The organism is Nonomuraea sp. NPDC050663 (assembly GCF_044456985.1).
Taxonomy (GTDB): Bacteria; Actinomycetota; Actinomycetes; order Streptosporangiales; family Streptosporangiaceae; genus Nonomuraea.
The window spans coordinates 151,352-177,700 of record NZ_JBITGL010000014.1 but is presented as its reverse complement, the minus strand read 5'-3'; the positions used below and the strand labels follow the sequence as shown (position 1 = coordinate 177,700).

At 72.2% G+C, this 26,349-nt stretch carries 23 protein-coding genes; 12 read left to right on the top strand and 11 right to left on the bottom strand.

Features of this window, described 5'->3' with window-relative positions:
- The first annotated feature begins 11 nt into the window (after positions 1-11).
- Genes ACIBH1_RS35055 through ACIBH1_RS35025 form a run of 7 tightly spaced genes read left to right on the top strand, consistent with a single transcriptional unit; the run spans position 12 to position 6,143 of the window.
- On the top strand, positions 12-1,721 hold the full coding sequence (locus ACIBH1_RS35055) for an alpha/beta fold hydrolase (RefSeq protein ID WP_397318300.1): 1,710 nt from the start codon (positions 12-14) through the stop codon (positions 1,719-1,721).
- Positions 1,718-2,590, top strand: a complete 873-nt coding sequence (locus ACIBH1_RS35050) for a DUF418 domain-containing protein (RefSeq protein WP_397318299.1) — start codon at positions 1,718-1,720, stop codon at positions 2,588-2,590. Before ACIBH1_RS35055 ends, ACIBH1_RS35050 begins: the two co-directional genes overlap by 4 nt.
- Positions 2,550-3,341: a carbon-nitrogen hydrolase family protein gene (locus ACIBH1_RS35045; protein WP_397318298.1), complete on the top strand. Its 792-nt coding sequence runs from the start codon at positions 2,550-2,552 to the stop codon at positions 3,339-3,341. Before ACIBH1_RS35050 ends, ACIBH1_RS35045 begins: the two co-directional genes overlap by 41 nt.
- Before the next feature lie 10 nt (positions 3,342-3,351).
- Positions 3,352-3,798: a hypothetical protein gene (locus tag ACIBH1_RS35040; RefSeq protein ID WP_397318297.1), complete on the top strand. Its 447-nt coding sequence runs from the start codon at positions 3,352-3,354 to the stop codon at positions 3,796-3,798.
- The gene (locus tag ACIBH1_RS35035; RefSeq protein ID WP_397318296.1) at positions 3,795-4,181 is read left to right on the top strand and encodes a hypothetical protein; all 387 of its coding nucleotides are present in this window, start codon (positions 3,795-3,797) and stop codon (positions 4,179-4,181) included. The genes ACIBH1_RS35040 and ACIBH1_RS35035 overlap by 4 nt, the downstream gene beginning before the upstream one ends.
- Before the next feature lie 43 nt (positions 4,182-4,224).
- Positions 4,225-4,710, top strand: coding sequence for a sigma-70 family RNA polymerase sigma factor (locus tag ACIBH1_RS35030; protein ID WP_397318295.1), 486 nt, complete (start codon positions 4,225-4,227; stop codon positions 4,708-4,710).
- Positions 4,707-6,143, top strand: a complete 1,437-nt coding sequence (locus ACIBH1_RS35025) for a hypothetical protein (RefSeq protein WP_397318294.1) — start codon at positions 4,707-4,709, stop codon at positions 6,141-6,143. The genes ACIBH1_RS35030 and ACIBH1_RS35025 overlap by 4 nt, the downstream gene beginning before the upstream one ends.
- Before the next feature lie 13 nt (positions 6,144-6,156).
- Here the strand turns inward: ACIBH1_RS35025 and ACIBH1_RS35020 are convergent, their stop codons facing one another.
- On the bottom strand, positions 6,157-7,674 hold the full coding sequence (locus tag ACIBH1_RS35020) for a carboxyl transferase domain-containing protein (protein WP_397318293.1): 1,518 nt from the start codon (positions 7,672-7,674) through the stop codon (positions 6,157-6,159).
- Positions 7,632-8,801, bottom strand: coding sequence for a CaiB/BaiF CoA transferase family protein (locus ACIBH1_RS35015; RefSeq protein ID WP_397318292.1), 1,170 nt, complete (start codon positions 8,799-8,801; stop codon positions 7,632-7,634). The genes ACIBH1_RS35020 and ACIBH1_RS35015 overlap by 43 nt, the downstream gene beginning before the upstream one ends.
- A gap of 89 nt (positions 8,802-8,890) precedes the next feature.
- Here ACIBH1_RS35015 and ACIBH1_RS35010 point away from each other — a divergent pair, with 89 nt between their 5' ends.
- The gene (locus ACIBH1_RS35010; protein ID WP_397318291.1) at positions 8,891-9,433 is read left to right on the top strand and encodes a uridine kinase; all 543 of its coding nucleotides are present in this window, start codon (positions 8,891-8,893) and stop codon (positions 9,431-9,433) included.
- A gap of 67 nt (positions 9,434-9,500) precedes the next feature.
- Positions 9,501-11,450: a hypothetical protein gene (locus tag ACIBH1_RS35005; RefSeq protein ID WP_397318290.1), complete on the top strand. Its 1,950-nt coding sequence runs from the start codon at positions 9,501-9,503 to the stop codon at positions 11,448-11,450.
- Here the strand turns inward: ACIBH1_RS35005 and ACIBH1_RS35000 are convergent.
- Genes ACIBH1_RS35000 through ACIBH1_RS34975 form a run of 6 tightly spaced genes read right to left on the bottom strand, consistent with a single transcriptional unit; the run spans position 11,435 to position 20,297 of the window.
- The gene (locus ACIBH1_RS35000; protein ID WP_397318289.1) at positions 11,435-13,408 is read right to left on the bottom strand and encodes a hypothetical protein; all 1,974 of its coding nucleotides are present in this window, start codon (positions 13,406-13,408) and stop codon (positions 11,435-11,437) included. The two genes, ACIBH1_RS35005 and ACIBH1_RS35000, sit on opposite strands and share 16 nt — an antisense overlap.
- Before the next feature lie 40 nt (positions 13,409-13,448).
- Positions 13,449-14,546 carry a DegT/DnrJ/EryC1/StrS family aminotransferase gene (locus ACIBH1_RS34995; protein WP_397318288.1) on the bottom strand — a complete coding sequence of 366 codons (1,098 nt, stop codon included), beginning with the start codon at positions 14,544-14,546 and terminating at the stop codon, positions 13,449-13,451.
- A complete protein-coding gene (locus tag ACIBH1_RS34990) occupies positions 14,543-15,259 on the bottom strand; it encodes an amidohydrolase family protein (protein WP_397318287.1) in 717 nt (238 codons plus the stop codon). Before ACIBH1_RS34990 ends, ACIBH1_RS34995 begins: the two co-directional genes overlap by 4 nt.
- A complete protein-coding gene (locus ACIBH1_RS34985) occupies positions 15,256-15,906 on the bottom strand; it encodes an amidohydrolase family protein (RefSeq protein WP_397318286.1) in 651 nt (216 codons plus the stop codon). Before ACIBH1_RS34985 ends, ACIBH1_RS34990 begins: the two co-directional genes overlap by 4 nt.
- A gap of 10 nt (positions 15,907-15,916) precedes the next feature.
- Positions 15,917-17,881: a hypothetical protein gene (locus tag ACIBH1_RS34980; RefSeq protein ID WP_397318285.1), complete on the bottom strand. Its 1,965-nt coding sequence runs from the start codon at positions 17,879-17,881 to the stop codon at positions 15,917-15,919.
- On the bottom strand, positions 17,871-20,297 hold the full coding sequence (locus ACIBH1_RS34975) for a hypothetical protein (protein WP_397318284.1): 2,427 nt from the start codon (positions 20,295-20,297) through the stop codon (positions 17,871-17,873). The genes ACIBH1_RS34980 and ACIBH1_RS34975 overlap by 11 nt, the downstream gene beginning before the upstream one ends.
- A 75-nt stretch (positions 20,298-20,372) precedes the next feature.
- Between ACIBH1_RS34975 and ACIBH1_RS34970 the strand changes: the two genes are divergently transcribed.
- Genes ACIBH1_RS34970 through ACIBH1_RS34960 form a run of 3 tightly spaced genes read left to right on the top strand, consistent with a single transcriptional unit; the run spans position 20,373 to position 23,733 of the window.
- Positions 20,373-21,092, top strand: a complete 720-nt coding sequence (locus ACIBH1_RS34970) for an amidohydrolase family protein (RefSeq protein WP_397318283.1) — start codon at positions 20,373-20,375, stop codon at positions 21,090-21,092.
- Positions 21,089-21,808: an amidohydrolase family protein gene (locus tag ACIBH1_RS34965; RefSeq protein ID WP_397318282.1), complete on the top strand. Its 720-nt coding sequence runs from the start codon at positions 21,089-21,091 to the stop codon at positions 21,806-21,808. Before ACIBH1_RS34970 ends, ACIBH1_RS34965 begins: the two co-directional genes overlap by 4 nt.
- Positions 21,805-23,733 (top strand): hypothetical protein, encoded by a 1,929-nt coding sequence (locus ACIBH1_RS34960; RefSeq protein WP_397318281.1) that lies wholly within the window; start codon positions 21,805-21,807, stop codon positions 23,731-23,733. The genes ACIBH1_RS34965 and ACIBH1_RS34960 overlap by 4 nt, the downstream gene beginning before the upstream one ends.
- A 35-nt stretch (positions 23,734-23,768) precedes the next feature.
- Here the strand turns inward: ACIBH1_RS34960 and ACIBH1_RS34955 are convergent, their stop codons facing one another.
- Genes ACIBH1_RS34955 through ACIBH1_RS34945 form a run of 3 tightly spaced genes read right to left on the bottom strand, consistent with a single transcriptional unit; the run spans position 23,769 to position 26,337 of the window.
- Positions 23,769-24,608 carry a dihydrodipicolinate synthase family protein gene (locus ACIBH1_RS34955; RefSeq protein ID WP_397318280.1) on the bottom strand — a complete coding sequence of 280 codons (840 nt, stop codon included), beginning with the start codon at positions 24,606-24,608 and terminating at the stop codon, positions 23,769-23,771.
- A gap of 11 nt (positions 24,609-24,619) precedes the next feature.
- The gene (locus ACIBH1_RS34950; protein ID WP_397318279.1) at positions 24,620-25,486 is read right to left on the bottom strand and encodes a carbohydrate ABC transporter permease; all 867 of its coding nucleotides are present in this window, start codon (positions 25,484-25,486) and stop codon (positions 24,620-24,622) included.
- Positions 25,483-26,337: a carbohydrate ABC transporter permease gene (locus ACIBH1_RS34945; protein WP_397318278.1), complete on the bottom strand. Its 855-nt coding sequence runs from the start codon at positions 26,335-26,337 to the stop codon at positions 25,483-25,485. The genes ACIBH1_RS34950 and ACIBH1_RS34945 overlap by 4 nt, the downstream gene beginning before the upstream one ends.
- Between the last annotated feature and the right edge of the window lie 12 nt (positions 26,338-26,349).

The following is a 26,349-nucleotide window of genomic DNA, read 5'->3' as shown; positions in this document are numbered from 1 at the left end:
AGGCTCACCTCGTGATCTCCCGGCTTGTGCTCGCGCTGTCGTTCCTGTTATCCGCGCCCGCGGCCCCGCCCGAGATCGAGTGGCAGGGCGGCTGCCCCGTCGCGGTGCCGAGCGGCACCCGCTGCGGCTTCCTGGTGGTGCCGGAACGCCGCGACAAGCCCGAAAAGACGATCAAGGTGGGTTTCGCCCGCTTCTCCTCCCCCTCGATCCGCCGCAAGCCCGACCCGGTGGTCTTCACCGCGGGCGGTCCCGGCGCCGGGACGTTGCAGCTCATCGGCACGCTGCGCCAGATGTTCCCCGACCGCGACGTGATCGCCCTGGAGCAGCGCGGCAGCCGGTTCTCCCGCCCCAGCCTGGGCTGCCCGGAAGAGGTCACCCGGATCATCGAGCACCTGATCCCCCCGTCGGGCTCCGGCGAGCCTCCTGCCGAGACCTGCCTGCCACGGCTGCGCGAGGAGGGCGTGGACCTGCGCGGCTACACCACCGAGGAGATCGCCGCCGACGTCGTGGACCTGCGCCAGGCGCTGGGCTACCCGCAGTGGAACCTGTTCGGCGTCAGCTACTCCACCCGCTCCATGCTGCGGGCCGCCGCGCTGGACCCGGAGGGCACGCGCGCGCTCGTGCTCGACTCCTTCCTGCCCGAGGGCGTCGCCTGGTACGACGACGCCGAGCGCAACATCCTCGACGTGATGGCCGCGCTCGGCGTGCGTGAGCGCTTCGAGCGGCTGGCCGCCCGCTTCGACGCCGAGCCGCTCGCCGTCGATGCGCCCGACCCGCTGACCGGGGGCAGGCTCGTCCTCACGCTGAGCGGGGGCGATCTGATGACCATCCTGGGCGAGGCGATCCGCGACGCCCAGGTGGCCGCCGCGCTGCCCGCCCTGATCGACGCGCTGGAGCACGGGCGCCACGAGGTGCTCCAGCCGATCCTCGACCGGGCGGCGCCCGCGCTGGCGAGCTACGACTGGGGCCTCTACCACGCCGTGCAGTGCCAGGACGAGGTGCCGTTCAACGAGTTCGCCGCCGAGCCGCGCCTGTTCACCGCGCTGGAGGACAGGCGGACCTGCAAGGAGTGGAAGCTGCCGTCGAGCAAGCCGGCCGCCGCCACCACCGAGGCTCCGGTGCTGGTCGTGTCCGGGACGCTCGACCCGACCACGCCGAGCCGTACGGCCAGGCCCGCCGCCGAGCGGTTGCCCGGCGCCCGCTTCGTGGAGTTCCCCGGGGTCGGGCACGCCGTCTTCCTCGCCACCCGGTGCGGGCAGCGCACCATCGCCGCCTTCGTCGCCGACCCGGCCGCACCCGCCGCGGCGCCGTGCCCCGCGCCCTACGAGCGGGTCGAGGCGGGCCAGGTGCACCTGACGGCCGCGCCGTACCGGCTGATGAGCGAGCCGTGGCTGGCCGCGCCGCTGGCGCTGTTCGCGCTGATCGCGGTGCTGCAGCTGGTGGCGGGCGGCGGGCACGGCTGGGCGCTGACCGCCTTCGCCGGGCTCAGCGGCCTGGCCTTCGCCGGGCTCACCCTCCAGATCGTCTACGGCCAGCTGGAGGAGAACGAGGTGGTGCTGGCGCTGGGCGTGCCCGCGGCGGTGTGGCCGGTCACGTGGCTGGCGATCCTGTCGGTGCTGCTGTCGGCGCTGTCGCTGCGTTTCAGGCGGCGATGGCCGCAGATCACCTCGGCCGTCGTCGGCGCCGGATTTCTCATATGGTGGTTCATCTGGGCGATGTGAGCAGGATCCGGGAGCTCGACGCGCTCCGCGGCTTCGCGGTGTGCGGCATCATGCTGGTCAACACCTGGCAGCACAGCCAGACCTCCGACCCCGTGATCGAGACGCTGTTCCAGGGCCGCTTCTACCCGATCTTCTCGGCGTTGTTCGGCGTCAGCTTCGTGCTCATCCTGCGCACCGGCTCGCGCTGGGTGCTGCTGCGGCGGTTGTTCTGGCTGCTGTGCTTCGGGCTGATCGTGCGCATGTACTACCCGGGCGAGGTGCTCACCGACTACGCCGTGTGGGGCGCGGTGGCGCTGCTGCCCGCGTCGTTCGTGCCGGCGCCGCTGATCGCGCTGCTGTCGGCGGCGGCCCTGTGGGCCGGGATGCGGGTCGGCGGCGGCGCCGCGCTCATCCCCGGCCTGCTGCTGGCCGGGATGGCGGTGATGGAGCTGCGGCCCACGCGCCGGTGGCTGCTGCCCGCCTTCGCCCTGTCGGCGGTGCTGTCGGCCACCTTCACCTGGTTGTGGCTGGCCGAGCCGCAGTCGGCGCCGCTCAGCCCGTGGACCCTCTACAGCCTGGCCGCGCTCACGGGCGCCGCCGCCTACGCCACTGGCTTCCTGCTGCTGCCGCGCATGCGGATCTTCGAGCCGATGGGACGCATGGCGCTGACCAACTACGTCTCCGGCACCATCGTCATCACCTTCGTCACCCAGCCGGTGCTCGTCGTGGCCGGGGTCGCCATCGTCGCGCAGGCGCTGATCAGCTGGTGGTGGCTGCGCGCCTTCCGTTACGGCCCATTGGAATGGGTCTGGCGCTGTCTGACGAGGCTCGAACGGGTATCTTTCCGACGTGACGACCATCGCCCTGTGCCAGATCCCGGTCTCCCCTGATCCCTCGGTCAACCTCAAGCGCGCCCAGGAGGCGCTCGCCCACGCGCGCGGAGCCGACCTGGCGATCTTCCCCGAGGCCACCCTCACCAGGTACGGCACGCGCATCACGGAGCTGGCCGAACCCCTCGACGGCCCCTTCGTCACGGGCCTGGCCCAGGCCGCGCGCGAGCACGGCATCGCCGTCATCGCCGGGGTGTTCGAGCCGGGCGACGACCGCGTGCACAACACCGCCGTCGCCCTCGACGCCGACGGCGCGCTGCAGGCCGCCTACCGCAAGATCCACCTGTTCGACTCCTTCGGCGCCTCGGAGTCGTCCCTCGTCGCCCCCGGCGACCGCCCGACCGTCGTCGAGCTGGCCGGGCTGCGCGTCGGCCTGATCACCTGCTACGACATCCGCTTCCCCGAGCTCGCCCGCGCCCTCGTCGACCAGGGCGCCGACGTGTTCGCGGTGATCGCCGCCTGGGGGTCGGGCGTGCTGAAGGAGGACCACTGGATCACCCTCGTGCGGGCCCGCGCCCTGGAGAACACCACGTGGACCGCCGCCGTCGGGCAGGCGCCCAACCCTCAGGAGTCGTCCGACGGCTTCGGCATCGGGCGCAGCATGCTCGTCGACCCGCTGGGCGTGGTCCGCGCGGATCTGGGCAGTGGAGCCGGCGTCCAGCTTGTGCGGATAGACCCGGAACTGACTGCTTCAGCCCGGAGAACACTGCCCTGCCTGGAACACCGCGTGCTGGGGGTCAACAGATCGTAAAGTAGGGATCGTGAGCGGAACGCAGATGCAGAAAGTGGTGCCACCGCATCTGCTGGTGCCCTACCTGTCAGGCAAGCGCACCATCGTGTCCGGCTACGTCTACCGCGTGCAGGACTGCGCCAGGCTCACCACGCCCAAGCAGCTCTACCACGGCCTCGACCTGTCCTTCGACGGCTCCCAGCTGACCGCCGCCGTGCCCGAGCTGTACGTCATGCGCTGGTACGCCCGCGACGTCGACACCTACGCCGTGCCGTACGGCCCGCACATGGGCGGCGACTGGAGCGACGTGGCCCCCTTCGCCGGCAACGGCTTCACCACCTCGCGCGACCACGTCGTGCCGCAGTTCCACACCATGCCCATGCCGATCCCGGCGGGGGCGGAGATCATGCACGTGACCGGCGAGCGGTGGCGCTCCTTCGCCGAGTACGACGGCCTGACCTGGCGGCCGGCCGCATGAGCGCCATCATCTCCAACGGCTTCGTGGCCAAGTACGGCGACGACAGCTTCCCCGCCGCGCTCGGGCCCGACAGCGACCAGGTCGTGCTCTTCAGCGAGTCGGAGCGCGACGGCTTCGAGCAGGCCTCGGGCTACTGGCGGCGCGGCGTGCACCGCACGGAGCTGGAGTGGCTGGTGCTGGTGCGCACGGTCGGCGCGTTCGGCGGCGAGCCCTGCGTCGTCCTCGACGAGGACGAGAGCGGCCTGCACATCGCCTACCTCGGCCACAGCGGCATGAAGGCCGAGGCCCTGGGCTACTGGATGGTCGACCACGGCGCCTACGAGGTGATCGTCCCAGCTGAGGAGGTCTTCTCCATCAGAGTGGAGCGGATACCCGTTCCTTAACCCGTGTCAACGCACGCGCGGTTCGCGTGTCTCTAAGAGCGTGATGGAATCCCCGACGGTGGCGCGCGAGACCCCCTCCTTCGCAGAGCTGTTCGCCTCGCAGTACGCCGCCATGGTGCGGCTGGCCGGCCTGCTCGGCGCCGACGACCCGGAGGACATCGCCCAGGAGGCCTTCTCCCGGCTGCACCGCCGCACCCTGCGCGACGGCGGCGCCGGCCTGGCCTACCTGCGTTCGACCGTCTGCAACCTGACCCGCAACCGCATACGGCACCTGCGGATCGCGCGGTTACGCAGACCTGAACCCCCCGAGCCGGTCCCCAGCGGGGAACACCAGGCGCTCGTGGCCGAGCAGCACCGCGAGCTGCTCGGCGCCCTCGACCGCCTGCCCCGCCGCCAGCGCGAGGCGATTGTGCTGCGCTACTGGCTCGACCTGTCCGAGCGGGAGATCGCCGAGGCGATGGGAGTCTCCACCGGCTCGGTCAAGACCCACACGAGCCGCGCCCTGGCCACCCTGAGGGGAACGCTGTGAACGACATCGAGGAGCGCCTGCGCGCGGCGCTGCACGCGCGGGCGCAGACCTACGACATCAGCCCCGGCGCCTGGCACGAGGTCCGCCGTCGCACCGAGCGTGGCGCACGCGGGCGGCTGTGGCTGCCGGCGGCGCTGGCCGTCGCGCTGGCGGCCATCCTGGTGGCGCCCGCCGTGTCGCGGATCGATCCGCCGAAACCGGACGCCGCCGCCGATCCGGTGATCGACCAGCTGATGACCGGCACCAGTCCCCTGGGCGGATCGGTCACCCTGGACGATCCCGCCGGCGTCGAGCTGTGGTTCGCCCGCGGGCCGCGCGGCGAGGTGGAGTTGTGCTTCCGCATCGACCGCCCCCGGTCGGGCGGTTGCCGGATCACCGCGGGTTTCGAGCTGAGCTCGCAGCAGGCCCTGTACGCGGGCACCACCGAGGTGACCGGCGCCGAGGAGTTCGTCGACTACGGGGTCTACCGCGGGGAACCGGCCACGGTGACCGCGGTGACGAGGGACGGATCGGTGGTCGAGGGCCGCATGGAGCAGCCGGAGGGCGCGCCGCTGCCGATCTGGTCGATCCCGCTGAAGGCCGCCGACCAGGTCGGCGAGATCCGGTTCACCGGAGCGGAGGGCAGGCAGGTGGCCGTCCTCAGCCGCGCGTGGCTGCCTGACCCCCCGGCGTCGACGGACCCGGCGGTGACCCTGACGGGCGGGATCCTGGCGTATCGCACCGGCGAGCAGCAGGACGTGCTCTTCACGCGCCGGGGCGTGCCGGTGGGCAGGACCCCGCTCGACCCCGTCCAGACGCCGCGCATGGTTTCCGGCGAGGGGCTGCTGTTCGGCGTCGTCTCAGGGGCGACCGCCCACGTGACGGTCGCCTTCCGCGATGGCCGGAAGGGCGTGGACACCGTGCCCGACCCCTGGGGGCTCGGGCTGGCCCTGTTCGCCGTGCCCGGCGGGGAGACGGCCATGACCTCCTGGGCCGGCCACGACGCGTCGGGCGCCGAGTTGTGGCGGGTGCGCACCGAGGGCGACGAGGAGTACTTCACCAGGTGGCGGATCGGGGAGCCGGTCACCGTGGCCGGCAGCGAGGGCGCCGGGCCCCTCCGGCTCTGGTGGGCCGACGTGCCGGGCCAGGGGCGGCAGGTCTGCGGCAGCCTGGGCTGCCTCCCCTCCTCGCAGGACGGGCTCGGCCCTTCCGGCGCAAGGATCACCACCTATCCGCCGGAGGGCGCCGAGGTCACGAGGTACGGCGCGGCCGGGGAGAGCTGGACGTCGGTCACCGCGGTCGCCGCCGACGGGCGGCGCTTCCCCGGCACGTTCGAGCGGCCGCCGGGGGCGACGTACCGGATCTGGTTCCTGCGCTTCCCCCGTGAGGCGCGGATCGCCGCCATCGCCGTGGGCCACCGGGACGGCACGGCGGAACGGCTGCACACCCAGTGAGCCGACGGGGAGCCTAGCTGTAGCGGGCCAGGCGGGCCGTGCGGCGCTCGGCCTGGTCTCGGGTGAGCAGCCCGGCGATCTCGTACTCCAGGGTCCTGCCCACCCGCTCGCAGAACGCGCGCGGCTCGTAGGCGGCGTCGGGACGTTCGGGGACGACGCGGTCGACGATGCCGGCGGTGCGCAGGTCGGTCGCGCGCACCCGCTGCGCCTGGGCGATCTCCGGGGCGAAGTCGACGCTCCGGTAGAGGATCGCCGACGCACCCTCCGGGGGCAGCGGCGACAACCAGGCGTGCTGCGCGGCCACCACCCGGTCGGCCGGGAGCAGAGCCAGCGCCCCGCCGCCCGCGCCCTCGCCGAGCAGCAGGCAGACGGTGGGCGCCTCCAGCATGACGAGGTCGGCCAGGCAGCGGGCGATCTCGGCGGCCAGCCCGCCCTCCTCGGCCGCCTTCGACAAGGCGGCGCCCGCGGTGTCGATCACGGTCACGAGCGGCAGGCCGAGCTCGGCGGCCAGGCGCATGCCGCGGCGGGCCACGCGCAGCCCGGCGGGGCCCAGGGGCGCGATGGCCCGCTGCCTGCGCCGGTCCTGGCCCAGCACCACGGCCGGAGCGCTGCCGAACCTGGCCAGCGCCAGCAGCAGCCCGGGGTCGTGCTCGCCCTCGCCGGTGCCGTTGAGCGGGGTGACGTCGCGGGCTGCGAGCTTGAGCAGGGCGCGCACGCCGGGCCGGTCGTCGCGCCTGGAGCGGGTGATGGCCTCCCACGCCTCGACGGGCCGCAGGTCCTCCTCGGGCTCGTCCGGCCGGGCTCGCGTCAGAGCGTCGTCGCTGCACAGGACGCTCAGGGCGCGGATGGCCACGGCGCGCGCGCTGGCGGCGTCGACCACGGCGTCGACCAGCCCGTGGGTGAACAGGTTCGCCGCCGTCTGCACCCCTTCGGGAAACGGGTAGCCGTGCAGCGACTCGAACACCCGGGGCCCCAGGAAGCCGATGAGCGCCCCCGGCTCGGCGGCCGTCACGTGGCCGAGCGAGCCCCAGCTGGCGAACACGCCACCGGTCGTCGGATGACGGAGGTACACCACGTAGGGCAGGCCCGCGCCGCGGTGCAGCTGCACCGCCGTCGTGATCTTGACCATCTGGACGAAGGCGGGCGCCCCCTCCTGCATGCGCGTGCCCCCGCTGGCCGGGGCGGCCAGCAACGGCAGCCGCTCGGCGGTGGCCCGCTGGATCGCCCTGGCGATCCGGTCGGCTGCGGCCACCCCGATCGACCCGGCCAGGAAGGAGAACTCGCTGGCCACGATGGCCACCCGCCGACCGTCGAGCAGCCCCTCGCCGGTGATCACCGACTCGTCGCAGCCCGACTTGGCGCGTGCCGCCGCCAGTTCCTCGGCGTAGGAGGATCCGGGCGGCGCGGGGTCGGTGATCGGGTCGTCCCAGGAGCGCCACGAACCGTCGTCGAGGACGGTGGCGATCAGCGTGCGCGCGTCGGGACGGCTCACATGCCCCCCTCGGCTTCGTCCTCGGCCCTGCCCAGCCATTCCAGGACGGCGTCGCGGTCGGCCCCGAGCTGCGGCGGCGCGGTGTGGCGGAACTCGGGGTGGTCGTCGAAGCGCAGCGGCGGCCCCGGCAGCTCGATCGTGCCCAGCACGGGGTGGTCGACCTCGACGATCAGGCCCTGGGAGCGGGTCTGGTCCCAGGCGTAGACCTCGTCGAGGGAGCGGATGGCCCCGGCCGGGATGCCGAGCTCGGCCAGGCGCTCCAGCCAGTGGGCGCGGTCGTGGGCGGCCAGGGCCTTCTCGATGTCGGCGATCAGCTCGTCGCGGCGGGCGAAGCGTTCGCGGTTGGTGGCGTAGCCGGGCCTGTCGAGGTCGAGCAGGGCGGCCACCTTGCGCCACTGGTTCTCGTTGGCGACGGCGATCTGGATCATGCCGTCGGCGCAGCGGAAGGCGCCGTAGGGCGCGATGGAGGCGTGGTGGTTGCCGCCCGCCCGGGGCACCTGGCCGCCGACGGTCCACGCGGTGCCGTGGTAGGAGTGCACGCCGGTCACGGCGGCCAGCAGCGAGGTGCGCACGACGGTGCCGCGTCCGGTGCGCTCGCGTTCGTACAGCGCGGCGGCCACGCCGTAGGCGCCGTGGATGCCGGCCAGCAGGTCGGCGATGGAGGCGCCCACGCGGTACGGCTCGCCGGGCCCCGGGCCGGTCAGCGACATGAGCCCGGCCTCGCCCTGGGCGATCTGGTCGTATCCGGGCCTGCCGCCCTCGGGGCCGTCGTGGCCGAAGCCGGTGATCGACAGGATCACCAGGCGCGGGTTGAGCTCGTGGAGCCGGTCGACGGTGAAGCCGAGCCTGTCGAGGACGCCGGTGCGGAAGTTCTCGATCAGCACGTCGCTCCGCCGGACGAGCCGTTCGATGAGGTCCTTGCCCTCGGGGGCCTTGAGGTCGACGGCGATCGACTGCTTGTTGCGATTGGCCGCCAGGAAATAGGTGGAGATATCGCCCGATGGCCCGGTGAACGGGGGTCCCCATCCCCTCGACTCGTCCCCGCCGTCGGGGTGCTCCACCTTGATCACCCTGGCGCCCAGGTCACCCAGCATCTGGGCGGCGTGCGGGCCCGCCAGCGCGCGAGACAGATCAAGGACGACGATGTCACCGAGGGGTCCGTGCAAGGTCAGCCTCCACGTGGGTCGAAGCCACCATCATCCCTCATGCCCGGCGTTGCGGCTGCTGCCGGTCCTGACATGGGAAGATCGGCCCGATGGTGAACGTCGCCGAGCTCGCGTCCCGCATCCGCTCCCTGGCTCCGTCGTGCGGCCCGGCGCGGCTGGTCGCCGTCGACGGGCCCGCGGGATCCGGCAAGACCACCCTCGCCCTGGCACTCGGCCAGGAGCTGGGCTCCCAGGTGGTGCGCAGCGACGACTTCCCCGTGCCCTGGGACGAAGGGCCGGGCGCCTGGTTCCCCGCCCTGGAGCGGGCCGTGCTCGTCCCGCTGGCCGCCGGCCGTACGGGGAGGTTCCGCCGTTACGACTGGGTGCGCGAGGCCTACGCCGAGGTGGTGACCGTCCCGCCCGCGCCGGTGCTCGTCATCGAGGGCGTCGGTACGGCCAGGCGCTCGATCGCCCACCTGCTCGCCTGGACGGTGTGGGTCGAGGCCCCCGAGCCCGCGCGGTGGCGGCGGGTCGCCGAGCGCGACGGCCCCGGCCTGGAGCGGCAGTGGCGCGCCTGGTTCGCCGCCGAGCGCGAGTGGTTCGCCGCCGACGGCACCAGGGAGCGCGCCGACGAGATCGTCACGACCGCCTGACACCCTTGCCAGACCCTCCATTGCGGATTACGGTCAAGACCGTATCGTCGATCCCTTGGAGGATGGCATGCTCCCCAAGCTGGCAGCGTTACTGTTAGCTTTCTCCCTCACCAGTGCGGTCCAGGCCGAATCCGCCGCAGCGGCTCCACCGACCGGTTGTGGCTTCTCCACCCTCGGCACCCTCCCCCTCACCGGCGCCACCACGGCCGGCACCGCGCTCGACCGCGACCACCCGGACGGCCCGCGCGTCTACTCCGTGACCTCCAGCGCCTCCGGCCCCGCCCAGCTCGGCATCCGCGACGCCCTCGACGGCAGCCTCATCGCCGAACGCCCCCTGCCGCTCGCCCTGGGCTCGTGGGCCGTCTCCGTCGCCCCCGACCACAGCGTCTACGTCGGCAGCTACAATGCCACGGCCGGAGCGATGGGCCGCCTGTTCCGCTACCTGCCCGGCCAGGACAAGGTCGTCGAACTGGGCATCCCCATCGCCACCGAGACCTTCGTGTGGACCGTGGCCGCCACCGCCGACGCCGTCTACGGCGGCACCTCCCCCGGCGGCAAGCTCTTCCGCCACGACCCGGCCACCGGCATCACCACCGACCTGGGCAACCCGGTCCCCGGCGAGCAGTTCGTCCGCGACCTGGCCGTCGGCCCCGACGGCAAGCTCTACGCCGGCATGGGCGCCTCCAGCATGAAGATCGCGGTGGTCGGCACGACCGGCACCACCGTCATCGACCCGCCCGTGCAGGGCAGCGGCTACGCCTACGACCTCGACGTGGTCGGCCACCACCTGCTCGTGCGCTTCGGCCGCAGCGACGGCACCAACCCCATGGGCGTCTACGACCTGGAGCGCCGCGCCTGGAAGGACGTGGTCGACGACGTCGACAGCCTGACCGTCGGCGGCGGCAGGCACGGCCGCCACGCCTACTTCTTCCAGCACGAGGAACTCGTCAGATACGACCTCGTCTCCGGCAGGATCACGAAGCTGGGCTTCACCGACTACGGCGGCGGCGCCGCCAGGACCCTCGGCTGGGTCGGCGACACCCTCATCGGCACCGGCTCGACCGGCCGCATCTGGCACTACAACCGCACCACCGGCAAGGGCAGACTCCTCGACGGCACGCTGACCGGCCAGCCCGTCAGCATCCGATCCCTCGGCAACGGCCCCGACGGCCGCGTCTACGGCGGAGGCTTCTTCACCGGCGGCCTGGCCGCCTACGACCCGGCCACCGGCGAGTCGCAGTTCTGGCCCAACGTCGGCCAGAGCGAGGGCATCACCACCCACAAGGGCAAGCTCTACCTGGGCGTCTACCCGGGAGCCCGGATCTACGAGTTCGAGAACGGCGCCCCGAAGCTGCTGGCCAACCTCAGCGAGCAGGAGCAGGACCGCCCGTTCGCGATGGTCTCGGCGGGCGACTGGCTGGCCTTCGGCACCGTGCCCAAGTCCGGCACGCTCGGCGGGGCGCTCAGCCTGCTCGACCCCGCGACCGGCACCCTCAGGGTCAGGCGCGGCATCATCCCCGGCCAATCGGTGATCGGCCTGGCCTACCGCGACGGCATCGTCTACGGCGCGACCAGCGCCTTCGGCGGCATCAGCACGCCCCAGGGACAGGGCACCCTGTTCGCCTACGACATCGCCGCCGACGCGCTCAAGTGGCAGACCGTCCCTGTCGAGGGCGACCTGTCGCTCGGCTCGATCACCTTCGACGACCAGGGCCGGCTGTGGGGCCTGACCCCCGACGCGCTCTACGAGGTCGACCCGGCCACCGGCCGGACCCTGCGCGTCTCCAAGCACGGCACCTACCCCTGGTCCACCGCCGTCCAGGTGTGGCTCGACACCAACATCGTCTTCCACAACGGCTACCTGTGGGGCAAGGTCCAGGGCAAGGCCTACCGCATCGACCGGGCGACGATGGCGCTGAGCCTCATCGCCCGGCCGATCTCGAACCTGCTCAAGGGCCCTGACGGGCACCTGTACCTGTCACGCAACGAGAACTTCCACACCTACCGGATCTGCTGAAGCCGGAAGAGCCGGGAACCCTCGGCGAAGTAGACGTCTCCCGACCTGTGCACCGCGAGGTGGTGCACAGGTCCTTGCTTCAGTACGGCATGGCGGCGCGTGCGCGGGTCGAGTGAGAACAGCGACTGGCCGGCGTGCGCGCCGTACAGCTTGCGGTCCTTGCGGTTGAAGGCCAGCTGGCCGCCGGCGCTCTTCGACGCCGACAGCGTCACCCGCGACACCACCTTGCGGCTGCCCAGGTCCACGCCGAACACCTCGCCGCCGGCGATGCCCCACAGCCGGCCGCGGTCGTCGAAGGTCAGCGCCGGGATGGCGGGCTTGCCGGGCGCCGGGACCATCTCCCACAGCAGCCTGTTCTCCGCCACCGACCAGGCGAAGAGCTTGGCCTCCGGCTGGGTGGGCGGCGTGGCGCTCTGGCCGCTGTAGATCGAGGTGCCGCCGTAGACGACGCCGTCGCGGTAGGCCAGCGAGACGATGCTCTGGTCTGGGACGACGTGGCGCTGCGACGTGACGTTCGTCCCGTCGTAGAGCGCCAGCACGCCGCCGAGGTGGCCCAGGTCGGGCATGGTGCCCACGGCCAGGTGGCGGCCCGCCGAGACCATGGCGCGCGGCCGGATCTGGTGGTCGGCGGCGAAGTCGAAGAGCCGCGCGGGGTTGGCCGCGGGTCCCGGCTCCGGGCTGGGAGAGTACTCGGTGCTGTTCCACGGCAGCGCGGGGTCGTAGCTGTAGACGCGGGCCTCGGGGTAGGCGCCGACGTACAGCTTGCCGTCGTGGGTGGTCATGTCCTCGCTCTGGGAGAAGGTGTGGAACTCCTCCCGCTCCCCGGTCTGCGGGTTGATCGCGGCGAAGCCGCCGTTGAGGAAGCCGCCCAGATAGACGCGCCCGTCGGGGCCCTCGGACATCGCGGTCACGTCGATGGGCTCGCCGCGCACGCCGGTCTGCACGAAGCTCTTGGCGCCGGTCTCGGGGTTGTAGCGGAACATCAGTCCGCGCCACAGAAGGCCCACGACGCTCTTGCCGGGGTAGTCGGGCAGGCCGAGCTCGGCCCAGCCGATGCCGCGCGTGTTGGCGACCCGGCCGGTGAACGGCATGCCGGTGGAGGTGGTGGTACGGGTGCGCGGGTCGTAGCGGACCAGCTCGCCGCCCTTTACAAAGTAGATTCGCCCCTCGGCGTCGGGAGGCGAGACGTCCAGGCCGTGCGCCTGGTCGAGCGCGTCCACCCACTGGCGGGCGGCGATGTCCCACACGTGCAGCGGGCCGGGGGTGGCGCCGCCGTAGCGCACGTAGAGGTAGCCGCCGACGGCGTTGACGTCGTAGGCCCACTTGCCCACCGGGTCCAGGCCTGGCGGGGTGGGCAGCTCGACGGACTGGCCGCCGACGGCGTCGACCTCGAAGACCTTGGCGGGCGCCTCGGTGCCGGCGAAGATCTTGCCGCCGGCCACCGACACGCTGCGGACGTAGGCGTGGGCGGCCGACAGCTTGCCGTAGTCGCGCACCCCGGTGGCGGGGTCGTAGCCGAACAGCCGCCCGCCGGGCGAGGTGCCGCCGTAGATCGTGGCGCCCTCTCCGGCGGCGACCGACCAGATGAAGTCCTCCGAGGCGATCGGCCGCCCCAGGTCCTGCACGCCCGCGGCGGTCCACCGGTACAGGCGGCCGTCGCCGTAGGAGCCGACGTAGACGCTGCCGTCGGGAGTGGCCTCCACGGCCCACGAGCCGCCGGCCCCCGGCAGGTCGTAGCGGGCGACCTCGGCGCCGGTGGCCGGGTCCACGGCGTTGAGGTGGGCGGGAGCGCCCGAGGAGGCGCCCCAGAGCACCGTCTTGCCGTCCGGCCCGGGGGCGACGGTGCCGCCGATCAGCAGCACGTCCTGGAGGGGGACGCCCAGGTCCTGGATCCGGTCGCCGGGCGAGGCGTGCGCGGGTGCCGCCGAGGCGGCCACCACGAGCAGAGCCACTAACACGCGTCGAATAAGGGTCATGACCGGAATCTAGAGCATGCGGTCAGGTTTCGGCTAGGACCGCATTTAGGTTCTCAGTGATCTCTGAGGCGCGACCCGGGTCGGCCATCAGGATGTTCTGGCGGATCCACACCACGGAACGCGCGGCCTCCTCGGCCGCGGGGCAGTCGGTGACCCGCGCGCCCGCCTCCAGCAGCGCGGGCATCGACCCCAGCGCCGGGTAGCCGCCGTCGAACTCCGGCGACCGCAGCACCCTGGCCTTGTCGACCGCGGGATCGAGCCTGAGCATCAGCAGGTGCCGCGAGTCGCGCGTGGTGCCCTCCGGCCGCGGCACCTGCTCGACGGGCAGGCCTTCGAGGTCCAGGGCGTCGCAGAAGGCGTTACGCCGGTCGATCTCGTCGTCGAGGCGGTCCAGCCACGGCAGCAGCAGCGCCGCCTGGATCTCGGTCAGGCGCAGGTTCCAGCCCACGTTCGGATGGCCGTACCAGGCTCCGCCGAGACCGCGGCCGACGTTGCACACCGACCAGACGGCCTCGTGGACCGATTCTTCACGACAGGTGATGAGACCGCCCTCGCCCGCCGTCATCGCCTTGCTCGACTGGAAGCTGTAGACGCCCGCGTCGCCCAGCCCCCCGACCGGACGATCCCGGTAGGTCGCGCCATGCGCCTGCGCCGCGTCCTCCACCACGGCCAGGCCGTGACGCGCGGCGACGGCGTTGAGCTCGTCCATCGGCGCGGGACTGCCCGCCAGGTGCACGGGCATGATCGCCGCCGTGCGCGGCGACAGCGCCGCCGTCACCGCCTCCGGCGACAGGTGCAGGTGGACGGGATCGACGTCCGCGATCACCGGTACGGCTCCCGCGAGCAGGACCGAGGTGGCCGAGGCGACGAAGGTGTAGGCGGGCACCACGACCTCGTCACCGGGCCGCACCCCCAGGCCCTTCAGCGCGGCGAACAGGCCGAGCGTGGCGTTGCCGACCGCCACGCCGTACGGCACGCCGGACCTGGCGGCGAAGGCGGCGGTCAGCCGCGCGACCACGTCGCCTCCCTGGGTGGCGCCCCACAGGCCGCTCTCCAGCACGTCGTTGACCAGTTTCCGCTGCGCGTCGTCGAGGGGCGGCGGCCATTCGGGCCAGTTCATGGGCTCAGCTCCAGGATGCGGGCGAGGTTGCCGCCGAGCACCAGGGCGCGGTCGGCGTCGGAGAGCGGGGCGAGCGCGACCCGGCCGTAGCCGACGCGCAGGTCGAGGAAGCAGGCGTCGGAGCCGTAGACGACCTTGCGGGCGCCCGCGAGCTCGACGAGGCGGGCGATCCACCGGCCGGTCGCCTTCGAGCCGCAGGTCTCCAGGTAGAGGTTGGGGTGCTCGCTGGAGAAGCGGGCGGCGCGCGCGAAGCCGTACGGCCAGAGCCCGGAGTGTCCCATCAGCAGCGGGATCCGCGAGTGCCTCCGCGCGACCTCGGCGAACTGCGACGGGTCACTCCAGGGCGAGTCGGTCTGCCCGTGGGAGAGCACGGGCAGGCCCAGCTCGAAGACCGGCTCGTAGCGGGGGTCGTCGAGGCGGCACTGGTGCACGTCGGGGTGGATCTTGACGCCCCACACGCCCTCGGTGGCGAGCGGGGTGCGGTGGTGGGGGTTGTAGACCTGCCAGACGCCGAACCTGCCGGGGAACTCCGCGGCCGCGGCCAGGGCCAGCTCGTTGCCGGCGACGGCGTCGGGGCCGACGGCGAGCAGGTGGCTGATGCCGATCATGTCGATGCCGGCCCGGTCCATCAGCCCGACCATGCCGGCGGCGGTCGGTTCGGGGATGAGGAAGTCGGGCCAGGTTCCGAGATGGCCGTGCGCGTCGATGATCACAGCAGGTCTCCCCCGGAGGCGATGAGCTCGATGTCGTCCTGGGGCAGGTCGAGGTGGTCCAGCAGGAAGCGGGGCCCGCAGTCGTCCATGACGGGCGCTCCGGTGCCGAACACCAGCCGCCGCGCCCCGAACTGCCCGGCCAGCCACTCGACGCCGCGCTGGGTGTTGACCGTGCCGATCTCCAGCCAGACGTTGGGCGCCTCGGCCATGAGTTCGGCGACGGCGCGCAGGCGCCGGTAGCCGGGGTTGAGCACCAGCAGCTTGGGGACCTCCCCGGCCAGGCGCAGGAGCTGGCCGGGCGAGCTCTCCTCCAGGTCGACCGCGACCGGCACGCCGAGCGCGGCGACGGTGCGCAGGGCGACGGGGCCGGTGAGGTCGAAGCGGTGGCGTTCCGGGCACAGGCGGACCATGACGCCGCTGCTCTCGCAGAATCCCGGCACCACGACGGGCACCGGGATCAGCCGCGGGTCGTCGATCCGCAGGAGCGCGTCGTTGCCCGCCTGCGGATCGGTGTAGAGGCTGAGCGTGTGGGTGACCAGGGCCTGGTCGATGCCCAGCCGGTCGAGGTCGGGCCGCGGGTCCTCCGGCAGGTCGTCGAAGGGGTGCGGCCCGATCAGGCGATGCGCGTCGAGCACGAATTTCGGCACAGACCGAAACCTAGCTTTGGGCGGCTGGAATAGTCAAGGCCGGGCACCCCGGGTCCAGCCGGACCTTCGCCAGGTCACGGCCGATGATGGTCCAGGCGTTCCACGACCCGGGCTCGAACTGCAACTGGGGAGCGGTGTGCCACTCGTCACCGAGTCCGGTGGCCAGCAGCTTGGCCTCCTCCCCCAGCTCGTAGGCGTTGCCGCCGCCGAAGAAGGTGGAGGTGAACAGCCGTCCCCTGTGCTGCTGGAGCTCGCCGTGACCCGAGAGCAGGCCCTGGCGGACCACCGTCTTCGTGCGCGGGTCGAAGGCCGTCCACGCGCCGAGCACCCGCTTGTAGACCGCGTAGACCAGGCCGTCGTGGACCTTGAGGTCCTGGAAGGTGCGGTGCGCGGGCAGCGGCTCCGCCTCCCACAGGACGCTGCGGGTGCGCAGGTCGAAGGCGGCCAGCGCGGCCGTGGTCCTGACCGGCGTGCCGCCCCCTCCGAGCACGTCGCCGCCGAGGTAGACGATGCCGTTCGGGGAGTCGACGGCCAGCGTCATGAGGCTCTGGTCGCGGATGACGTCGTGGTGGACCTCCATGTGGCCGGTGTCCGGGTCCACGATGGTCAGCGCGCCCTTGAGGTTGGCGCCCGTGGGAGCGGAGGCCACCAGGAGCGTGTCGGTGACCGGGTCGTGCTCGATGTCCCACGGCCTGGACTGGCCGTGCCCGATGGTGCCGAGCGTGCGCACCTCGTCGGTGCGGAGGTCGATGGAGATGACCTGGCCCGTGGGGTACATGGCGGCGTAGACCTTGTTGCCCCGGCGCGTCATCGCCTTCGGCTCGCCGACGACGCGGATGCGCCGCCGGTCCCCCGTGCGCAGGTCGAGCACCTCGACGGCGAAGTGGCCGCCGATGTAGAGCGCCCGGTTGGGCACCAGGAGCATGCTCTGCACCCGTTCCGCGCCCGCCGGGAAGCCGATGTCGAGCAGGTCGTCGACCTGGGTCGCGCCGGTGGCCAGGTCGAGAGTCCACATCAGGCCGCTGCCGGACAGGCCGGTCAGCGTTCCGCCGTCCAGGTGGAGCAGCCGGGTCTCCTCGCCCACGGCGGGCGGCGCGGCGACCTTGGTGAGAGCGCTGTCGCCGGTCCGGTAGCGGTAGAGCGCGCCGTCGGGGCGGGCGGTCAGGTAGACGCTGCCGTCGGGGGCGGGCGCGAACGCGTCGATGGTGCCCGCGCTGGAGGCGACCGTGCGCAGGTCGGTGCCGTCCCTGCGCACGTCGAGCAGGGACGTGCCGCTCGACGCCAGCACGCGCTCGCCGTGCAGGGCGATCGTGCCGACGGCCCCCGGCCCCAGGGCCAGCTCGCGGACGGCCCCGCTGACCCGGTCGACGGCCATCAGCCTGGTCTTCTCCAGCAGGCCCGCGTAGACGGTCGTGTCGTCGGCGGCCACCGCGCGCACGTAGTGCTCGCCGGAGACCAGCACGCCGTAACGTCGGACCGCTCCCGTCGAGGGCACGTACTCCCACACCCGGCCGTCGGAGGAGGTGCCGAGGTAGAGGGTGCCGTCGGGGGCAGCGGCCAGGCTCCAGACGAAACCGCCCTGGGCGCCGAAGGACCGGATGTGCGTCACCTGGCCGCTGGCCAGGTCGTAGCTGTACAGGTCGGGCACCGGGTAGGTGCCGATGTAGAGCTTGCCGCCGGACACCGCGGTGGCCCAGCCGCCCTCGGGCTCTCCCGCCGCGGGGCCGTCGGGCAGCGTCGCGGTCCTGGTCACCTTGCGGGTGGCCAGGTCGATCTCCGCCACGACCGGCGGCTTGGGCCCGCGCGAGACGACGTAGGCCTTGCCCTCGTGGACGGTGGCGCCCACGATCGCGCCGGTCGTGGAGGCGGTTCCGTAGGTCTGGTATCCCGGTGGCTCGCACGCGGTGGCGGCCTCGGCGGGCGAGGCGGTCAGCAGCGCGGCGAGCAGGGGGATGACGGCGAATCTAGAGCGCATAGCGGTACAGCCTTTCGCCGGCCTTGTAGTAGAGGTGTCCGTGGCGGTCGGCCGTCAGGCCGTCCATGCCCGCCACGGTGTGCAGCACGGTGAGGTTCTTGCTCGTCTTGTCGATCCTGAAGAGCTGGTCGCCCAGGGTGCCGTAGACGGCGCCTGCGACCTCCAGGAGGACGGCGTCGCGGAAGGCCCTGCCCTGGCTGGTGACGTAGTCGGGGTCGGCCAGGACCTTCTTGACCGTGGGATAGGTGCCCGTGGCCGGGTCGAAGACGAACAGCCAGCCTCCCGACATGCCCCAGAGCAGGCCGTCGACCTCGGTCAGGGCGGTGATGGCGGTGCGGGCGGTGATGGCGGCGGGCAGCGGGTGGGTCCTGATCTGGGTGCCGTCGTAGGAGAACAGGGTCGCCTCGGCGCCCGGCAGGTAGACGGGGGTGACGCCGAGCGCGCCGCGCGTGGAGGTGCCGCCGTAGACGCGGCCGCCGGCGTAGGCGAGGGAGACGATGGCCTGGCCGGGGACGGCGCAGATCGTGGTGCCGCCGCTGCCGGCCTTCCAGATGGTCAGGCCGCCGCTGCGCTTGCCGTACTTGGGCACTCCGCCCATGTAGACGGTGCCGTCGGGGGCCCCGGCCAGCGCGTACGGGCGGTCCTGCGGCGGCGGTCCCTGGTTCTGGCCGCAGTCGTGCTCGATGTTCCCCGCCTGGCCGCCGGTGTACAGCAGCGCCGGAGGCCAGGTGCCGGTGTACTGGTAGAGCTTGGACGACGGGTAGACGCCGATGTAGAGCTTGCCGTCGAGCGCCTGGATGCTGTCGGTCTGGTGCAGTCCGTGGAGCGTCTCGGTGTCGGGCTTCATGTCGTCGCCGTCGCCCCTGAGCGGGTCGTAGACGCCGGTGCCGCCGGTCAGGTAGCCGCCGGTGTAGATCTTCCCGTCGGGTCCGGCGCCCAGGGCGTTGATCGCGGCGGGCAGGATCGGGGTGCCGTCGACGGCGTTGTTCGACCAGGCGCCGGTCGACGGGCGGTATTTCAGGATCTTGGTGCGGCCGGTGCCCGCTCCGAGCCCGGCCAGCGTGCCGTCGGCCAGCCAGGTGTAGCCGGTCACGTCCATCTCGGGACGGACGGTGGTGGACTGCACGGTCTTGGTGGCCAGGTCGTAGGAGGTCAGCGCGCCGTCGCGCAGGAACCAGACCTTGCCGTCGCGGGCGGGCGACAGGTGCAGCGCCGCGTCGGTGATCGTGGCGTCGGTGCTGCTGCTGTAGGTGCCGTCGGCGTTCGCGATCACCGTGAGTACCAGCAGTGTGCCGTTCACCTGGGCGAACAGCTTGCCGCCCGTCCAGGTGACGTTGCCGACCATGGAGTTCACGCTGTACGGCTCGGGCAGCAGGTTGGACTTGTCGCCCGTGACGTTGTCGAACCGCACGAGCGCCGCGCTCTCGCCGCCGACCCCCAGGTAGGTGGCGTTGGCCTGCTCGTCGTGGTCGAGGGTGCGGACGTACTCCTCGTCGCTCCAGATCGGCACGCTGCCGATCGTGGTGAAGGCGCCGTTCTGGTACTTGAAGTAGCGGCCGTCGTTGTAGGTGCCGCCGTAGACCTTGCCGCCGGCCCCGGCGTCCAGGTCCCAGATGAAGGAGTGGCCGCCCTCGGCGCTGCCCAGGTTCGTCACGCTGGTGCCGCCCGGCGTGTAGCGGTAGAGCTTGGAGGCCGGGTAGGTGCCCAGGTAGATCGAGCCGTCGGTGGCGGTGGTCGCCGCCCAGCCGCCGGTCGCGCCCGGGATCGGCACGGTGCGGGTGACGGTCTCGGTGGCGAGGTCGATGACGGCCAGCTGCGGCGAGGTCGCCGCGGTGCCGGTGTAGACGGCGTAGGCCGTGCCGCCCGAGAAGGTGGTGGCGTTGGGGACGGTGCTCTCGATCTGCACGCCGAGGTCGGTGACGTCCTTGGTGATCAGCACGTCGTCCCAGTAGGCCGTGCCGGTGTTGGCGACGCCCGAGTAGAGCAGGACCGAGACTTTGGCCGTGCCCGCGGGAGCCGTGCCGCTCACGCTGATCTCCCCCGACTGGGTGCCGGGGGTGTAGGCGCTGGCCAGCAGGGTGCCGGAGGCGTCGCGGAAGCGCAGGTACAGGTCGGCGGAGCCGCTGGTGATCCAGACCCTGGCGTGGGCGCGGTAGCGGGCGCCCGCCGTGGCGGGCAGGCCGGGCTGGCTCTCCCTGCCGTAGGCCTTGGTGGTGTCGAGGTCGTCGAAGCGGGCGACCGTGCGGCCCTCGTGGGTCGTCGCGGTGACGCCGCCGGGGCTGTGGGAGCCGCTCCAGCCGGTCAGCCCGGCGTCGAAGTCGCCGTTGGCGATCTGGAGGTCCGCCGCGTGGGCGGGGGTTGCCAGGAGAGCGGTGCCGACCGATAAGGCGATGAGGATTCTGCGGAGTCCGGCCACGGGCGAGCCTTTCACTCTTGCTCAATTATGGCCCAGACCGTAATCTTTCGCGCAGAAACCGTCAAGGGAGGATTCGTGTTCGACGCTGGGAACCTGATCGGCGAGCTGGAGGTGACGCTCGACATCGACGTGCTCGTCGGCGCCTACCCCGACAGGGACCTGCCGCGCCCCGTCCACGACGTGCTGGGCGAGCACCCGATCCGCCGCGCTGCGGCCGCCTCCCTGCGCGCCGCCCTCTTCGACGTGGAGTCGGGCAACGACGAGATCCTCGCACGCCGGGAGTTCACGCCCGTCGCCGCGGTGGACCTGCGCGACCCCATCGGAGCGGCCCGCGAATTGGAGCGGGTCGCGGGCCTGGGCGTGCGTGCCGTGCGGCTCTTCCCCGAGGAGCAGGGAGTCGAGGCGGGCTTCCCCAGCGTGCGGCACGTCGCCCGGCGCTGCGCCGCGCTCGGCCTGGTCGTGCTCACCGGCGGCGACGTGCGCCGCTTCTGGCAGCCGCTGTCGGGCCTGGGCCTCGACGTCGTCTTCCTCGACACGCACTTCTACCACCTGGGCGACTTCCTGGTCGCCGCCCAGGAGGAACCCGGCTTCCACACCTCCACCCGCCTGCTGAACTCCCCCGACGCGCTGGAGATCGCCGCCGCCGAGGCGGGCGCCTCCCGGTTGCTGTACGGCTCGCGGGCGCCCTTCTACGAACCCCTGGTCCCCCTGCTTCGGCTGGCCACCGGCGGGCTGAAGCCCGACGAGGTCGCCGCCGTGGCCGGGGGCAACGCGAGGAGGCTGCTGCACCCATGATCATCGACGTGCACGCCCACTGGGGCCCGTGGTTCTTCACCATGGACGTCGCCGAGGCCAACCATCGCACCATGGACCGCTACGGCATCGACCTGGCCATCGTCTCGGCCACCGAGGCGGTCATCTACGACGCGCCCGCGGGCAACAGGGCGCTGGCCGAGGCGCTGACGGACCGGCTGTACGGCTACGTCACCGTCAACCCCCGCCGCCTGGCCGACGCCGAGCGTGACCTGGCCGCCTACCTGCCGACCGGCCGCTTCGTCGGCGTCAAGATCCACACCGACTACACCGGCTCGCCCGTGACCTCGCCCCAGATGCGCCGGGCCCTGGAACTGGTGGCGTCGTACGGCGTGCCCGCGCTGGTGCACACCTGGGGCGCCTCCGTGCTGGACCTGGCCCGCGTGTGCGCGGAGATCGACGGGCTGCGGGTGATCGCCGGGCACATGGGCGCCGACGGCTTCCGCCACGCCATCGAGGCCGCCCGCGCCTGCGAGCGCCTCTACCTCGAACCCTGCTGGTCGCACTTCCCCGCCGGGCGCATCGCCGAGGTGGTCGCCTCGGTCGACCACCGGCAGCTGCTCTTCGGCACCGACGCCACCCTGATCGACCCCTCGTCCGCCTACGGGGCCGTCGCCGCGGCCAGGCTCGAGCCCGGCGTGGCCGAGCTCATCGCCTGGCGCAACGCCGCCTCCCTGTTCAACCTGGAGATCCCATGATCCGTCGCCGCCGCCTGCTCCAGCTCGGATTAGCCGCAGGACTGCTGCCCGCGGTCCCCGCCCACGCCTCCACGCGCTCCGCCGTCTCGCCGCCGGGCACCGTCACCGACCTCGGTCCGGCCAGCGTCGCCAGCCCGCTGGGCAACGGCGAGTTCGTCGGGAACGTGCTCTACGCCGGCTCGCGCGGCCTGTCCCCCAACGTCGTCGGCGCCTACGACCTGGCCGCCGACCGCGTGGTCGCGCACTACGACATCCCGACCGGCATCGGCGTCTGGGCGATGTGCAAGGTCGGCACCGACGTCTACGCGGGCACCCACTCCCGCTCCGACCTGTACAAGATCGACACGCTGACCGGGCAGGTGACCAAGGTCGGCTCCTATCCCGACCACTTCATCTGGACCATGGCCGCCTCCCCCGACGGCAAGGTCTACCTCGGCTGCTCCGAGCCCGGCCGGGTCTGGGAGTACGACCCGGCCACCGGCGCCAGCCGCGACCTGGGCCAGCCCGCGCCCGGCGAGGCGTACGTGCGCAGCATCCAGGCCGACGCCACCCACGTCTACTGCGGCATCGGCGCCAACGCCCACCTCGTCGCGATCGACCGGGCCACCGGCGACAAGCGCGACCTGCTGCCCGCCGAGGTCGCCGACCGCGACTGGGTCTCCAGCATGTCGATCTCCGACACCCACATCGCCGGGGGCATGAACTCCCTGGCCGAGCTGCTGGTGCTCAGCAAGGCCGACCCCAGCGCCTACAAGGTCGTCAAGGCCACCGCGCCGGGCGAGAAGTACATCGTCTCGGTGCTCGTCCACGACGGCTCCGTCTACTTCGCCGGGCGGCCCACGGGCACCTTCTACCGCTACCACCTGGAGTCGGGCGAGCTCGAGGTGATCGGCGTGCCGTACTTCGAGGCCGCGACGCACCGGCTGCTGGCCCACGAGGGCCGGATCTACGGCGTGCAGGACAACGCCGTCTTCGTCTACGACCCCGCCACCGGCTCGCTGGAGTATCGCAACCTGGTGCAGCGCGGGCTCAAGGCCGCGCCGGAGGAGCCGATGTCGGTGCACTCCGACGACAGGCGGGTCTACGTGGGCGGCAAGAGCGGCGCCGACATCCACGACCTGGCGACCGGCTCGGTCGTGCGGCTCGGCATCCCCGGCGAGCCCAAGACCATGCTGACCGTCGCCGGCACCACCTACCTCGGCGTCTACACCCAGGCGGCGCTCTACTCCCACGTGCCCGGCCAGGAGGAGGCCACCCTGCTGCTGAGGGCGGGCAACCAGCAGGACCGGCCACGCGACCTGGCCTACGACGAGCGCACCGGCCTGATCGTGATGCCCAGCCAGCCCGAGCCAGGCCACATGAACGGCGCCCTGACGCTCTACTCGCCCGGTACGGGCGAGCGCGCGACCTACCGGCCCGTGGTCGAGCGGCAGACCGTGTACTCGGTCGCGACCCGGCGCGGCGTGGCCTACCTCGGCACGCTCACCCAGGAGGGCCTCGGCCTGCCCCCGGTGACCACCACCGCGCGGCTGGCGGCCTTCTCCCTGACCTCGCGAACGCTGCTGTGGCAGGTGGAGCCGGTGCCCGGGGCCCGGTCCGTCACGGGGCTGGTGAGCACGCCCCACGCGCTGTACGGCATCACGAACACGGGCGTGCTGTTCGAGTACGACCTTCAGGCGGGGGCGGTCACCAGGACGCTCAAGGTCAGCGCGCGCGGCGGCGACCTGGTCATCCGCGGACGCACCGCCTTCACCGGCGACCTCGACGCGGTGTACCGGATCGACCTGCGGCGCTTCACCGCCACGACGGTCGTTTCCGGGCTCGGCGGCCAGTGGTTCGGCGGCGAGCCGAAGTTGTCGCTGGACCCGTCGGGCGACCACGTGTTCGCGATCAAGGGGCGCAACCTGGTGCGCATCACGGTCTGACGAGCCGCCTCACGGCCCCCATCGCCCCGCGCCGGTCAGGCGGGGCGGTGGGGGTCGTGGGCGTGTGCGGCCGGGATGCGGCCCTCCTGGGCCGCCAGGGTCAGCATGCGCTGCACGTACCCCTCCATCGGCTCGACGAAGGTCTGCCCCGCCAGCCGGTCGAGCCGCGCCGAGGCCACCTCGAAGGCGCGCAGGTCGTCGCCGCGGAAGGCGCGCATCACCGCCGCGGTCACCCCGACGCTGGCGGCGGCCAGGCCGACCAGGGCCGCCTCCGCGCCCCACAGCAGGGAGGGGCCGAACATGCGGTCCTCGCCCGTGATGGCCAGGCGTCCGGCGGCGCGGGTGGCGGCGATGGCGTCCTGGCAGGCCATGGCGTCCGACAGCAGGGCGACCTTCAGCCCGGCCACGCCGGGATGGTGCACCAGCTTGTCGAGGACGGCGGGCGGGCAGGGGTTGGTGTAGAGGTCGAAGGCGATCATGGGCAGGCCGGTGGCGCGCCACACCTCGTCGTGCTCGGCCATCCGGTCGTCCGGCGACGGGAAGAGCATCACGCCGGAAGCGCCCCGCTCGGCGGCCACCCTCGCCTGACGCTCCGCCGTACCCTCCGTCCCGCCGACGCCCACGACGACGGGGGCGCCGAAGGAGAGCGCGAGCTCGACGAGCTCGCCCCGCAGCCGCTCGCCGAGGAAGGGGCCCCGGCCCGTGTGCGCCAGGACGGCCAGGCCGTCGGCTCCGTCGTCGAGCAGCGAGGCGTAGTAGCGCCGCACCACGCCGAGGTCCACCTCGCCGCCGGCGGTCATCGGGGTCGCGGCCGCGGCCAGTAGCCTGCCTCGCAGCAGGTCGCGCAGCCGGGCGGCCGCCGGGGAGATGCTCATGAAGCGACAGACTATTTCAACCCGGTCATCGCGATGCTGTTGACCAGGTACCTCTGCAGCAGGAAGAAGACCAGCAGGCACGGCAGCACGGTGATCGCCGCCGAGGCCATCAGCAGCGTGATCTGCATCTCCTCGGTGCGCAGGATCGTCAGCCCGACGGTCAGCGTGCGGGTCGCGTCGCTCTGCCCGATGACCAGCGGCCACAGGAAGTCGTTCCAGTGCCACAGGAAGACGAAGACGCCCAGCGTGGCCAGGATCGGCTTGGTCAGCGGCACCACGATCGTCCAGTAGATGCGCAGCTCCGAGGCGCCGTCGACCTTGGCCGCGTCGAACAGCTCGTCGGGCAGCCCCAGGATGAACTGCCGCATCAGGAAGACGGCCTGGGAGTTGGCCAGGGTGGGGACGATCAGGCCCCAGAAGGTGTCGACGCCGCCGAGGTCGGAGACGAGGACGTAGGTGGGGATGAGGGTGGCCTGGAAGGGGACCATCATCGTGGCCAGGAAGGTCCACAGGATGGCGTCGCGGCCGGGGAACCGTTTCTTGGCGAAGGCGTAGCCGGCCATGGAGGCGGTGATGAGGATGACCACCACGGAGACCACCGAGTAGATCGCCGAGTTGGCCGTCCACTCCAGGAAGCCGGAGGTCTCCAGGACCTGCAGCATGTTGTCGAGCGTCAGCCTCGACGGCCAGCTGCCGGGCACCGTCGGCTCGCCCGCGGGCGAGAGCGCCACGATGAACATCGCCACGAACGGGCTGACCGTCAGCACCGACAGGACGGCCAGCAGCGCCACCAGCGGCCACGACCTCGCGGCGCGGCGGGGGCGGGCGGCGGAGGTCTTCGCGTTGCGTACGGCGGGGCGGGAGTCGGTGATCGTCATGTGTTCTCCCGTCCGAGCAGGCGGCGCTGGATGAGCGAGACGATCAGGATGATCGCGAACAGCACCATGCCGAAGGCCGCGGCGTAGCCGAACTCGAAGCCGCGGAAGCCCTTGTCGTAGATGGCGTAGATGAGGGTGTAGCTGGCGCGGGCGGGTCCGCCGCCGGTCATCACGTAGATGGTGTCGAACACCTGGAAGCCGCTGATCGTCTCGATGATGAGGACGAAGAAGAGTGCCGGCTTGAGGAGCGGGAGCACGATGCTGCGGAACCGCTGCCAGGCCGAGGCGCCGTCGACCCTGGCCGCCTCCAGGTACGAGCCGGGGATCGCCTTCAGGCCCGCCAGCAGGATGAGCATCGAGTAGCCGAAGCCCTTCCAGGCGCTGACCAGCGCCAGGGCGGGCAGGACGATCTCCGAGCGCTCCAGGAACATCACCGGGCCCAGGTCCAGCTTGGCGAGCAGGCCGTTGATCAGGCCGTTGTACTCATAGATCCAGCGCCAGATCACTCCGGCCAGCACGAAGCTGGTCACGTAGGGCAGGAAGAGCATGCCGCGCCACAGCCCGCGCATCGTCACGACCGCGTTGAGCAGGAGTGCCGTGCCCAGCGAGAACAGCACGGTCATCGGGACGTAGACGGCCACGTAGACCAGCGTGGTCTTCAGGCTGATCCAGAAGGTGGGATCGTCGAGCATCCGGGCGTAGTTGTCGAGGCCGGTGAACTCCCACTCGCCGCCGATGTTCCAGTTCGTGAGGCTCATTCCGGCCGCGCCCAGCGAGGGGAAGATCCGGAAGATCAGGAACAGCACCAGCATCGGCAACACGAACAGCAGCCCGGTTACCGGATCTCTCAAGCGTTGACGCAC